This window comes from Novosphingobium sp. 11B (genome assembly GCF_054589055.1).
The window spans coordinates 21,069-33,151 of sequence record NZ_BAAILP010000137.1 but is presented as its reverse complement, the minus strand read 5'-3'; the positions used below and the strand labels follow the sequence as shown (position 1 = coordinate 33,151).

At 64.8% G+C, this 12,083-nt stretch carries 7 protein-coding genes; 1 reads left to right on the top strand and 6 read right to left on the bottom strand.

Going from position 1 to position 12,083, the window contains the following annotated elements:
* Nucleotides 1-121: 121 nt before the first annotated feature.
* The 4 genes from ACYPYD_RS12640 to ACYPYD_RS12625 form a co-directional block, all read right to left on the bottom strand.
* Nucleotides 122-2,872 carry a TonB-dependent receptor domain-containing protein gene (locus ACYPYD_RS12640; protein ID WP_459663453.1) on the bottom strand — a complete coding sequence of 917 codons (2,751 nt, stop codon included), beginning with the start codon at nucleotides 2,870-2,872 and terminating at the stop codon, nucleotides 122-124.
* A gap of 76 nt (nucleotides 2,873-2,948) precedes the next feature.
* Nucleotides 2,949-4,652 (bottom strand): class I adenylate-forming enzyme family protein, encoded by a 1,704-nt coding sequence (locus tag ACYPYD_RS12635; protein ID WP_459663451.1) that lies wholly within the window; start codon nucleotides 4,650-4,652, stop codon nucleotides 2,949-2,951.
* A 13-nt stretch (nucleotides 4,653-4,665) separates the two neighbouring features.
* Complete coding sequence (locus ACYPYD_RS12630; protein ID WP_459663449.1) at nucleotides 4,666-5,853, bottom strand: FAS1-like dehydratase domain-containing protein; 1,188 nt, start codon at nucleotides 5,851-5,853, stop codon at nucleotides 4,666-4,668.
* A gap of 295 nt (nucleotides 5,854-6,148) precedes the next feature.
* The gene (locus ACYPYD_RS12625; protein WP_459663447.1) at nucleotides 6,149-7,090 is read right to left on the bottom strand and encodes a homocysteine S-methyltransferase family protein; all 942 of its coding nucleotides are present in this window, start codon (nucleotides 7,088-7,090) and stop codon (nucleotides 6,149-6,151) included.
* A 422-nt stretch (nucleotides 7,091-7,512) separates the two neighbouring features.
* Between ACYPYD_RS12625 and proP the strand changes: the two genes are divergently transcribed.
* Nucleotides 7,513-9,054 carry a glycine betaine/L-proline transporter ProP gene (gene proP / locus ACYPYD_RS12620; protein ID WP_459663446.1) on the top strand — a complete coding sequence of 514 codons (1,542 nt, stop codon included), beginning with the start codon at nucleotides 7,513-7,515 and terminating at the stop codon, nucleotides 9,052-9,054.
* A 36-nt stretch (nucleotides 9,055-9,090) separates the two neighbouring features.
* Here proP and ACYPYD_RS12615 read toward each other — a convergent pair whose 3' ends face one another.
* Nucleotides 9,091-10,611, bottom strand: coding sequence for a DUF4139 domain-containing protein (locus ACYPYD_RS12615; protein WP_459663444.1), 1,521 nt, complete (start codon nucleotides 10,609-10,611; stop codon nucleotides 9,091-9,093).
* Entirely contained in the window at nucleotides 10,611-12,023 is a 1,413-nt protein-coding gene (locus ACYPYD_RS12610) for a DUF4139 domain-containing protein (RefSeq protein WP_459663443.1), read from the bottom strand. The genes ACYPYD_RS12615 and ACYPYD_RS12610 overlap by 1 nt, the downstream gene beginning before the upstream one ends.
* Nucleotides 12,024-12,083: the final 60 nt, after the last annotated feature.

The following is a 12,083-nucleotide window of genomic DNA, read 5'->3' as shown; positions in this document are numbered from 1 at the left end:
GTAGCCTCGACGCGCTGTCTTTTCCGATCAAACAAGAACGGCTCCGGGGAAGACCCCGGAGCCGCTTTTTTCGCCCTGTCCGGTCGGGGCCGGACCAGTGGCCCGGCCTCGCCGCGCACGGTCAGAAGTTCTTGCGCACGCCGAACTGCACGATGCGGCCGATCGAGAAGGCGGAGCCTTGCGTCGCGTCGTAACCCAGCCCGGTCGCGCTGCGGAACTCGGGGGGGGCGGCGTCGAACAGGTTCTGGACGTTCAGTGTGAACGACAGGTTGCTCGTCAGGACCGAATCGGACTTCACGTCGTACTTGAAGAACAGGTTGATGGCGTCGAACGCGGATATCTTGGTCTGGCCGAACTCGACCGTGCCGCGCTTGTAGCCGGACGTGTGGTTCCAGGTGACCTGTGCGCGAAGGCCGCCAATCGTCGTTCCCAGCGTGCCCTGCATACGGAACACGGGCGTATTGAACGCCAGGTCGTCCGCGATCGGGAGCGATGGCAGGGCGCGGGACTTCTGCGACAGGCGATAGTTGCCCGATGCGCTCGCATCGAACGAGGCGAAGCTGGTGTCGAGCACGTAGTTGGCGCTGAAGTCGATGCCATCGAGCTTCGCGGTCCCGAGGTTACGCGACCGGGTATCGAGCGAAACCAGGACGGGCGTGGTGACCCCGCCCGCAGTGATCAGCGCCTGAGAGGTCGAGGTGGGGTTGGCGACCGTGAAGTTGAAGTTGGCTGGATTGAACTGCGTCAGATAGGCGGCCAGTTCCTGACCGGTGGGCCGCACCGAGTAGAGCTGCGGGAAGTTGGCATAGTAGTCGGTGAGATCGGCGCTGGTCACCGGCCGGCCGATCGTGCCGGACAGGTCGATGTTGTAGTAGCTGGCGTTGAGGGTGAGCCCCGGCACGAAAGGCGGCTCGATTTCCAGTCCGGCGGACCAGTTGGTCGCCTTCTGGGGCTGCAGGCCGGGGGCCGTGCCGGACACGAAGAGACCGACCTCGCCGGGCGCTGCGGTCACGCCGGGCGGCGTGCGCAGGAACGCGGCAGGCACCGTCGCGACCGCCGATGCCAGAACGCCCAGCTGGTCGACAGGTGATGGTGCGGTGAAGGACTTGCCCCAGTTGCCGCGGATCGCGATCCATTCGACGGGGCGCAGCGTGGCGGCGAACTTGGGATTGAAGGTGTCGCCGAAGTCGCTGTACTTGTCGTAGCGGGCCGAGGCGGACAGCGACAGCTCGTTGAGGAACGACATTTCGTTGCTGCTGCCGACGATCGGCACTTGCAGTTCGCCGAAGACGGAATCGACCTTCTGCGTGTAGCTCGTGGGGTCCTGGAAGACGTAAGTGGTGGCGTTGGTCGTGCGCCGCTGGAAATTGTCCTGCATGTGTTCGTAGCCCACGGCAGCCTTGACCGAGCCGCCCGGGAGGGCGAACAGCGGGCCGTTGGCGATCGCGCGATAATCGAACAATTCGTTGCGTCCCACGCCCTCGGCGTAACGCAGCAGGCTGGCGGCCGTGGCAGGGCTGGCGGCGTCCACGTCATAGGGGTTCAATGCCCCGGACGCGAGTGCGCTGGCCTGCGCGGTCGTGCTGATCTGTGCGTTGCGGAACGAGGTGGTGGCGATGCCGTAGCTGAACAGGCCGCTCAGTTCCCAGTCGGAGCCGAGTTCGATCGAGATCGACGGCGCGATGCGCCATGTTTCCAGATTGGTTTCCTGCGTGGCGGAGCGAGCGCCGAACAGGGGGCTGTAGTCGTATCGAACGACTTGCGGCAGGCCGGTGTTGGCATCGCCGGTGGGGCGGTAATACGGCGATGCGGCGGTGAGCGTCGCCTGCCCCGTGGCTCCGGTGCTCAGAGCGCCGGTCCCCAGCGTGCCGCCTACGGCCTCGATGGCGCGGTTCGCATAGAGCGCGGTCACGTCGAAACGAACCGAGTCCGACAGACGCTGGTTCAAACGGGCGAAGACCGTGTGCAAGGTCGCGGTGGGATAGATGGCAACCGTGTCCGAGAAGTCGCACACGTTGGGGCCACCGGCCGCCAGCCCGGCGCCCGACGGCACGTAGGTTGCCGTGCCGACGCTGACGTTCGGAGCGGCGCAGTTGCGACCGGTCGGCACCTTGGTGTCCCAGTTGATCTGCTTAACCCAGTTCCGGTCCGAACCATAGACGCTGTCATGGTGCGAATAGCCGTAGGCGACGTAGAAACCGCCCGAGCCCCAATCCTTGCCTGCCATCGCACTGGCATCGACCGACTTGTAATTTTCGCCCAGGCCGTAGCGGGCGTCGACCTGAAGGCCGTTGAAGCGGTCGCGGGTGACGAAGTTCAGCACGCCGCCGAGAGCGTCCGAGCCGTAGACGGCCGAGCCGCCATCGGTCATGGCCTCGACGCGCGCGATGACGCCGGGCGCGATGATGTCGGGATCGACCGCAACCTGCTGGATGCCTGCACCGACCACACGCTGGCCGTCGAATAGAACGAGCGTCTGGGCGCCGCCGCTGGTGTTGGCGCCGGGCAGGTTGCGCAGGTTCGGACGGTTAATTGGATTGGACGCGTTCGCTCCGGCCTGGGGCGACACACCGGCGGGCAGGGCGTTGAAGAAGTTACCCACTTGCGGAACGCTGGCGAGAACCTGGCTCGTCGATGCGGCGCCGGTCGCGGTGACCTGTTCGCTGGTGACGCCGATGACGTTGTTGCCCGCCGGTGCGATGCCGCGGATGAGCGTACCGGTCACCACGATCGGCTCCGACGTGATCTGGTCGGCCGAGGTGTCCTCGGCGGGCGGCGCTTTCTCCTGCGCCGCCGCCATGCCCGGGATCAGGGCGATCCCTGCCACGCCGATCGCAAAACGCCACGCGGCGCGCTTCTTATTGAATTTCATCGTATTATCCTCCCCTTCTTGGTTGAAAACCATCGCCCGCCGGCTCTTTCCGACCGATCGGGCGCAACACGAATTGTCAGGTCTGCATGGCGAGCCTTTCTGCCGCGACCCGGCGCAGCTCGCTTGTCTTGATCTTGTTGCTGCCGGTGACGGCCAGATCCTCGGGCGCGAAGAACAGCACCCGGCGTGGAACCTTGTAGCTGGCCAGCCTGGTTCGGGCGTGGGACCGCAGGTCTTCCTCGCTGACCTGCGCGCGCTCGTGAAGGGCGACACAGGACACCACGATCTCACCCAGCGTATCGTGCGGCACGCCGACCGTCTGCGCGACCTTGACGCCTGCGCATTCGCGGATGACCTCGTCGATCTCCAGCGGGGAGACGTTGGCCCCCCCGGTCTTGATGATGTCGTTCAGCCGGCCTTCCCAGTGCAGACGTCCGGCATCGTCGAGCCACCCGCCGTCCCCGGTGCGCAGGAAGCCCTCCGCGTCGAGCGTGTCGGCAAGGGCCACGCCGAGGTAGCCGAGCATGAGCGTCGGCCCCTTGACCGCCAGTTCCCCGCGTTCGCCCAGCGGCATGGTCCGGCCGGTCAGAGGGTCGACGATCTTGAGGATATTGCCCGGCAAGGGCAGCCCATGGCTTTCCGCCGCTTCTTCCCGCGACGTCTGGGCAGGATAGGCGGCGCTGAGCGTGAAGGTCTCGGTGTTGCCATAGCAATGCCGTGGCTCGATCCAGTCGACCTCGACCGTCGGATGCCGGGCGATCGGCGAGGTCTCGTCGACATAGACCAGCGAGGACAGATCGACTTCGGCCCAGTTCGGTGCGGCGATCAGTTGCTCCCACTGATGCGGCCAGGCGAAGAGGAACTGAACTTTGTGGGCCTCCATCAGCGCCAGCGCCTCGGCAGGCTGGAACGTGGACTGCAGAACGATGGTGCCGCCTTTCGCGAGCGTGCCGCCCACGATCATCGCGAAGTTGCCGGACCAGAAGAAGCCATTCGCGGTCCAGCTGCGGACGCCATCGCTCAGTCCTTGCTGCGGCCCCATGCGCCACATCTGCAAGGTCACCCCGCGATGCGAGGATACGATGCCCTTGGGAAGCGCGGTGGACCCTGAGGAAAAGAACAGCACGCCGGCATCGGCCGGAGAGACCGCAGCGGCACGCGCGGCAATACTCGCCTCCGCGATCGCGTTGCCCGCCGCGAGGAAAGCGGACCAGTCCTGCACCGCTCCGCAGGCCCCGTCGCCGACCATGACCAGCGTCTTGAGAAAGGGAAAGCGCAGCGAGGCGAAGCTATGCGGCGTGGCCTCGGTAACCCGGGTATCGAGTTCGGCCAGTGCCGCCAGGAAGTCCTTCTTGAGCACGGTGCGTTCGAACAGCAGTGTCGAGATCGCCGATTTCTCGATGAGGTAACCAAGCTCGGCGGCCGTCGAGAAAGTTCCGATCGGCGAGGCGACACCTCCGGCGAGCGCGATGCCGAAAGTGGCGGACAGGAATTCCGGCCGGTTCGTCATCAGAACGCCGACCCGCTCGCCGTGCGCAAGCCCACAGGCGACGAGCGCTTTGGCCACCGCATTGGCTTCCCGCCAGAGGTCCGCATAGGACCAGCGCTCGGTCGTGCCATCCGCGCGGGAATGGATCAGGGCCTCGCGGCTGCAATATTGCGCCGTGACTTCGCGCAGGAAGCCCCCGAGCGTCAGTGCACCCAGACCGGCCTCGTCGCCGAGCGGCAGGCCGCAGGAGATGGACAGGGCCGGATCGGCTATGAAGCGGTGTTGGGTCACGGCGTCGATCCGGTCAGTAGGGAAGCTGGATTTCGTTGACCGAAGTGACGACCGTCTTGCCGTCCTGGTTGGTCATCCGCACCTCGATCCGCACTACCGGGAAGCCCCATTCCGAATCCGCGATTTTCTCGACCACTTCGCCCTCGATCCAGGTGACGTCGCCCTCGAACGCAGGACCGCGAAACTCGGACTTGGCGTGGCGGACCATGCCGTCGTGTCCGGCCCAGAACGCCAGGTAGTCGGTGTTCCACGCGGCCATCGTGGCGCCGTAGCCGTAAGCACGGTGCATCCCGATCTCGCTCGCACGGCTGTCGTCGATGTGGCCGCGCGATGGGCCGAGGTAGAGCCCGTCACGCAGGCGCGGATCGATCATCGCGCCTTCCTCGTCGAAGCTGAACCCGTCGATCCAGCCCATGTCCTGATTGACCCAGCAGTCGGGCACGCCATCCACGCCCTGCCAGTAGAAGCTGCCCCAGATGTTGAATACGAAAGCGCGGTATTCGGTGGTGAAGCTCGCGATCGAGTGCGGGCCGATCACCCGGCGCGGCAGCTTGTCGCCCACCGCGACGTCCTCGAAATGCGGTGACTTGCCGTCGCGATTGGACAGGAACCAGTCGCGCCGCACCTGGTCGATTTCCGCCAGTTCCGCCTGTGTCCATTTGTGCGGCGTGCCTGCGGTGGAGGCATACATGCCCCGCTTTTCGGCTTCCTTGGCGAGATAGCGGATCACGGTAGGGCAGGATTTGGCGATGAGGTCGCCGCGCTGGTTGCGATGGATCGTGTCGCCGCGCTGGAACAGGGTCGGACCGGCGAACTTGGTGTCTGTCAGCTTGTAGCCGGTGAAGATCCGCTCATGGCTGATCTGGTCGCCGGGCAGGACGTTCACGCCGTACCACCACCATTCCTCGCCGCCGAAGATCATGTGCTGGCCATCGATCCGGCCCACGCAGGCCTGATTGTTGCCGTGCCCGTAATCGAGTGCGACCAGCATGGATTGCGGTGCGATTATGTCCCCGAATTTGGACGCCGCCGCAAATCGCTGGTCCCAGTGGATCGGGTTGACGTAGTCCATCGCCATGACCCAGCGGCGGATGTCCGTCTTGTTGCATGGCTCCCACAGCTCGCCGCCGCCGACCTGGTGACCAAGTCGCCACTCGACGTCGCTGATATCCATTTCGATCCTGGGATCCGCTTCGGCCATGTCCCGCTCCTCCTCGCGAAACCACGCGACGCAGGGCAGGCCTGCAACGTCGCTGGTTCGTCGTTGAGGGACATAGTCGCGCAATCAGAACCGTATGGCTTGACCTATCAGGACAAAGTGTTCCCTGCCGTTGCAGACTTGCGGGTCGCGCGTAGCTGCGAAGGCGATTGCTAAACCCCGCGCTTATGCGCAACAAAGCTGCCGGATTCTAATCCGCGCTGGTTGAAGCCAGGGGGCAGGTCAGCACCAATCGAACCGCACCTAACGGCGGCCAGTTGCAGCACGGGCATGGGGTTTATCGTGCGATTTTGCGGATGTTGCGCGCCATCTCATCGAGATGCGACGACCAGGTTCCGCAGCAGCCTCCAAAGATATCGATATGCGGATAGCGTTGCGCCAGGTTGCTGATGCGATGGCCCAGGTCGACGGGGTCTCCTTCCTCCAAGTGGCCGATCGAGCACAACTCGATCTTGTCCTTTGCGCTCGCATTTGGGCGTAAGCTGCGCAAGCGCCGGACCCAGTCTCCCGGTTCGAGCGCCGGTTCGAATTCAAGCGGATGCGAGCAATTGATACCGTAGTAGTCCGGCTTGGCGTCGCCAGCCTGCGCATCGATGGTCTCGACGGCTTCTTTCAGGCTTGCGCCCGATTTGAGCCGGTGGTCGCTATCCAGCATGAAGGAGATGCCAAGGGGGAGGCCGATCCGCGCAGCCGCCCGTGCGACACCAAGCGCCTCAGGGATGCCGTTGAATGTGGCCGCCCACACAAAGTCGACCTCCGCACGCTTGAGCACCTCAAGCTGAAAACCGTGATAATCCTCGGCTTCGTCGGCCGTGATCGTCCGGTTGAGCGAGTAGGCGTCTCCACGCGGGCCAACTTGTCCGCCGATGAGGATTTCCGTGACTTGTCCCTCATAGGGCCGCGCGACCTCGCGAAGGAAGTCAATCGACCGTTGGAGCGCATCGGCGAGTCCGGCACGCGAATAGCCGAGCTTGTCGCCCCAGTCCGGGCTGCCGCGATAGTCGAGCCCAGAGAGCATCGCGACGAAGCCGTGCTCGGCGGCGACGTCGAGTACGCGGCTGTACATCGTCTTCAGGTCGGACATGGCGGCGGGATTGTCGAGCAAGGGATACATGGCAAATTCCGGCAGATCGTGCCCGTACCGATATTGTATCTCGGTCTCCTGACCGCCTTCCGTCAGATAGAAGCGGCCGTCTCTCTGCGGAGTAAATCCTGCCATCTTCCACGTCCTCGCGTTGGCGAGTCCAATCATATCTTATTGAGAGGGGCACTTGAAGTCCTGGAAAACTCACCATCGCCAATAGTATCCGCGTGACAAAAAAGCTCGAGATCTGCCGGTTGGAACACGGCCGAGCTTGCTCGCTCGAGATGGGGAAGCGGCCGGTCTGCCCTTGGAGAGTGGAAATCGGCGGATAAGTGACCGGGATGGGTCGGGCCGAGAAGCCCGTCATCCCGGGAAGCCATCATTGGAAAGAATCGAAAGCCTTTCGACCTGCCCTGCCTGGGGCACGGTTCGTCCATCCGTTTCCCTTTTTAACGATTCCGTGTCTAGGGGCCGACGAACTCGCTTGATGCCGACTTCGGCGTCGCTTCCATTCCTTGGTCGATCATCGGCCTTATTCGCCACGTGTCGGGCGCGCTGTGTCGCACTCGCTTTCGGCGAAACCGGAGAAAAACATGTCCGCTAGCCAGGCGCCCAGCGCCCAATTCGGCTGGTTCAAACGCAGCAGCGAACTGACCCTGGACGACGTGACCGTCATCGACCGATCCACCATCAACCGGGCGGTTGGCGCCGCCGCGCTCGGCAATGCGATGGAGTGGTTCGACTTTGGTGTATATGGCTATATCGCGATCACGCTGGGCCACGTCTTCTTCCCTACGGGCAGCCCGACAGCCCAGTTGATCGCCACGTTCGCAACGTTCACGGCGGCGTTTTTCGTCCGGCCGCTGGGCGGTCTGGTGTTCGGTCCGCTGGGCGACCGCTACGGGAGGCACCGGATTCTGGCGCTCACCATGATAATGATGGCCGCGGGCACCTTCGCGATCGGCCTGATCCCGTCCTATGCGCAGATCGGCATCGCGGCGCCGGCGCTGCTGCTGGCGGCGCGACTGGTGCAGGGCTTCTCGACCGGCGGCGAATACGGCGGTGCGGCCACGTTCATAGCCGAGTATTCGACCGACCGCCGCCGAGGGCAAATGGGCAGCTGGCTCGAATTCGGGACACTGGGGGGCTACATCGCAGGCGCCGGCACCGTCACCGTGCTGCAGATGATGCTGAACCCGGCCGAGATGCTGGCTTGGGGCTGGCGCATTCCCTTCCTGATCGCCGGACCGCTGGGCCTGCTGGGCCTCTACATGCGGCTCAAGCTGGAGGAAACTCCAGCCTTCCAGGCCTACACCGAGGAAGTGGACAAGCGCGAGGTCGATCGTCCCCGGCTGGGTGATCTGTTCCGGGTGCACCGTGCGCAGTTGCTGAAATGCATGGGGCTAGTCCTGGTGTTCAACGTGACCGACTACATGCTGCTCACGTATATGCCGAACTATCTGAGTGTCACGATGGGCTATGCGCAGAGCAAGGGCCTGTTGCTTATCATTCTGGTGATGGTCGTGATGATGCCGCTCAATGTCATGGGCGGGCTCTTCAGCGACCGGCTTGGTCGCCGTCCCATGATCATCGGTGCCTGCGCCGCACTGATACTTCTGTCTATCCCTTGCATGCTGCTGATCGGCACTGGAAACGATGGCCTGATCTTCCTCGGCCTCACGATTCTGGGCGTCGCACTGGTGTGCTTCACCAGTTCCATGCCGTCGACGCTGCCTGCTCTGTTTTATACGCCGGTTCGTTACAGCGCCCTGTCGATCGCGTTCAACGTGTCGGTCTCACTGTTCGGTGGCACGACGCCGCTGCTGACCGCCTGGCTGGTGGATAAGACGGGCGACCCGCTGATGCCGGCCTACTACCTTATGGGGGCGGCCACGATCGGCCTCGTCACCATGCTCACGGTAAAGGAGACAGCGGGCATGCCGCTGCGCGGATCACCGCCCGCCGTGGAGACCAGGGCAGAGGCCATGGCACTCGTGAAGGGCGACGATCCTGTCACGGTCGACCGGACGCTGCCCGATCAGGACGTGTCGCGCGCCGATTACGGCAACATGGAGCTAATGCCTGCACTCGCCGATTAAGACGAATCACCATCTCCCGTGTCGATCCGCGCTGGTTCAGAAGGTGTAATGCAGTTGGGCCTCTTCTCCGGCGGCGAGCGACCGCGACCATGTCGCAATACCGTCCGTCTCGGCTAGCGTCTCACCCTGTGCGACGATCTTCTGGCCGGGCGAGCCGATCGGGATTTCCACCGCCACGGGGAAGGGGTTGGCGTTCGAGATGGTCAGCACCATCTCCTTTTGCGTCAGCCGCTTCTGGGTCGCCAGGACTTGCATGCTCGTCCCGGCGGCAAGGCGGAAGGTCTCTCCCTCGGCCCGGTCCGTCAGCGTGCCGAGACCCAGAAGCTGTCGGCCTGCCGCGCCCTGCGCATAAAGCGCGGTCGTGCCTTGGGGCAGGGCAAGTCCAAGCCCCGCCGCGCTTTCATTGCGCAGGACCAGCACGATGGTAGTCGGCGCGCCGTCCAGCATCTGCCAGGGGGAGACGGTGCGGCGATATCGGCGCTCGAACTGGATGTTCCCGCGCGCCAGCAGCGCGACCTGCTTTTGCGCGCGCGGGACGACGGTGATCCGTTCCGGAACGCGGTAGAGCTTGAGGTCACCCAGATCCTCGGGAGGAGGAGGGGGCGGCGGTGGCGGCGGAGGGGCTGCCATAGCCACAGCCAATGGTGGTGGTGCTCCCTCGAACCGCCGCTGCGCGGTGACGATGATCTCCTGCTGCGGCGCGGTGTGCGATGCGAGATCGGACGTGGTCGTTCCAAGCGGAAAGCAGGAAAGGCGCAGGCGCGCGATCGCGGCCTGCATCTGCGGGGTCGCGACACGGTTGAGACGGCCCGCGACGGCGTTGACTTCGGCTTGGGCAAACGCCTGCCCGTTACCGTTCGCCAGCGTCAGCCATGCGAACAGGTCCAGGGTGCGACCATCGGTGGCCTGCGTCGCCACATAGCTCGCGCGCCAGTCGAAGCCGGAGGCAAGATAACTTAGCCGCACGGTGACTGTGCGGGCGGAGGGGCTGTCGGTCGTCACACTCAGTACCGGCTTGCCCGACAGGCCGGCGGGAACGCCGCCGAACGCCAGCTTCTCGGGCAGGCCGGAGCATCGCAGCGCCTCTATTCCGCTGGCGGAGCTAAGGACGACGCCCTGTTGCGGGCCGGCGACGATCGTGGCTTCCTCGCTGGTCGCGCGGCCGGTCGCCTTATCCGTGCGGGTGATCGTCACTTCGCGGCCCAGCGTTCCGTCGATCAGCGACGCAGGCGAGAGCAGGCGTGCATCGCGGTTCTTTTCGATCGTGCCGCCGGGCAGCCCGTCGATCACCGCGCTGACCGGAATGATGCCCTCGGCTACGCCTTCGAAACGTAGCTCCGCGCGGCCGCGCGGCAGGCGGACCTTGCGGGTTTCGGTGATCATTGCGAACCCGCGCGGGTTGGCCCTGTCGATCTCGCCCCGGGCATAGGCCGCGCGGTAGACGGTCAGTGCGACCCGTACAGGAGCGGCCGAGACAATTATCCGCGTCTCCTGCGCCACGCCCGCTGACGGCGAGGCACCGGCCGCGAGGATGATGGCGAGATGGAGCCGGGCCATCAGTAGCGGGTGTCGAATGTCGCGGTGACCACCGCTTCCCCGTTTGCCGGAACCGGCACCTGCCAGACGGCTGCCCCGGCATCGCGGCGCTCGCTCTTGCGGTTTTCCTCGGTGATCCGCGTATCGCTCCAGTCGAGCCCGTTCTGTACCAGTTCCACCGTCACGCCGCGCGCGCGCGCGTTGGTGAGGCGATAGCGCATCTGGGTGCGCCAGCGGTTGGGGTTGACCCGGGTTCGGGCGACCACGACGGGCTGCACCTTCACGTCGAAGGCCTCGCCGGTCGGCAGGGCGATGGTGGAGCCCTGCGGCGTGTGGCCGATGGTGTTCTCGCCAGTGAACTGCGGCTGTCCGCGCGCGTCGCGCACATAGACGCGAACGGTGCCTGCGGGAAGGGCATCGCCGAGACCGCCCGCGCCCGAGTTGGCGAAGCTCAGGACGCTTTGCGCACTGCGTGCCTCATCCGCGCTGGCGAGCCAGCCGTTCTCGAAGCGATAGCCCGAACTTGCGGTCACGCCTTTCACATCCAGGAAGCTGACCTGCTTGGTCTGCTTGTCCGCGATCGTCGTCCGCTCTGCCAGAGGGTAGAGATAGAAGTCGCCCAACTGCTCACGCGAGGCGCTTTCGGTGCCGGGGCTGGTGCGCGTTATGCGGCGCGGCTGGGGCATGTACATGTCCGCGCCGCTGGCACTTCCGACGTCGCCCGCGACGAGCAGGGTCTTCGCATGGGAAAAGGTTGTGCCGCTGTTGTTCTGCAACGTAATCCAGCCCTGTACGTCGATCTTGCCGGTCTTGTCGTCGAACAGGGCGACATAATCCGCGTTCCAGCGCAGACCGCCCGTGAGATACGACAGCGTCGTCGGCCGCGTTCCGGGCCGCGTGCTAGCCAGCGTGACCGAAAGCGTCGGCCGTGCCCGCAGCGATTCAGGCACCCGATCGAACACGGCGCGAACCGGAAGCCCGTCGTCGCGCAGAACCTCGATGCGTCCCCCGATGTCGAGCACAACTCCGCCGTTCACCGCCAGCACGCGGGCGCGTTCGCGCGTCTCTGCGCCGGTGGCGGGATTGGTGCGGATCAGCGTGATCGTTTCCCCGACCGCCTTTTCCATCAGGCTGGAAGGAGAGAGCAGGTCATAATCGAAGTTCTGCTCCACGATCGCCGCGTCGGCGACGGTGAGCGAAACCGTGGCCGGGCGGATCTGGGCGCTGACGTCGGGAAAGTCCTGGCGCACGCGCCCGTTAGCGAGGTTCAGCGTGCGAATGTCCTGCACCAGAGCCACATCGTTGTTGTATATGGTAATCGACAGATCGCCTTGAGCGGTCAGCGTCGCGGGGACGCTCGTGTCCTGTGCCGCCAGCGGGACGGACGCGGAAGCAAGCAGGGCTGCCCAGCCGAAGTACCTCTTCTTACGCATCGACTTCCCCCTTCGTCTTGGCATGCCGGTGTCGCATAGTGTCGAAGCCAGATTGAAAAG

Excerpts from the sequence above, each read along its gene's own strand:
- ACYPYD_RS12640 (WP_459663453.1), bottom strand. The coding sequence starts at position 2,872 with ATGAAATTCAATAAGAAGCGCGCCGCGTGGCGTTTTGCGATCGGCGTG.
- ACYPYD_RS12630 (WP_459663449.1), bottom strand. The coding sequence starts at position 5,853 with ATGGCCGAAGCGGATCCCAGGATCGAAATGGATATCAGCGACGTCGAG.
- ACYPYD_RS12625 (WP_459663447.1), bottom strand. The coding sequence starts at position 7,090 with ATGGCAGGATTTACTCCGCAGAGAGACGGCCGCTTCTATCTGACGGAA.
- ACYPYD_RS12615 (WP_459663444.1), bottom strand. The coding sequence starts at position 10,611 with ATGGCCCGGCTCCATCTCGCCATCATCCTCGCGGCCGGTGCCTCGCCG.
- ACYPYD_RS12610 (WP_459663443.1), bottom strand. The coding sequence starts at position 12,023 with ATGCGTAAGAAGAGGTACTTCGGCTGGGCAGCCCTGCTTGCTTCCGCG.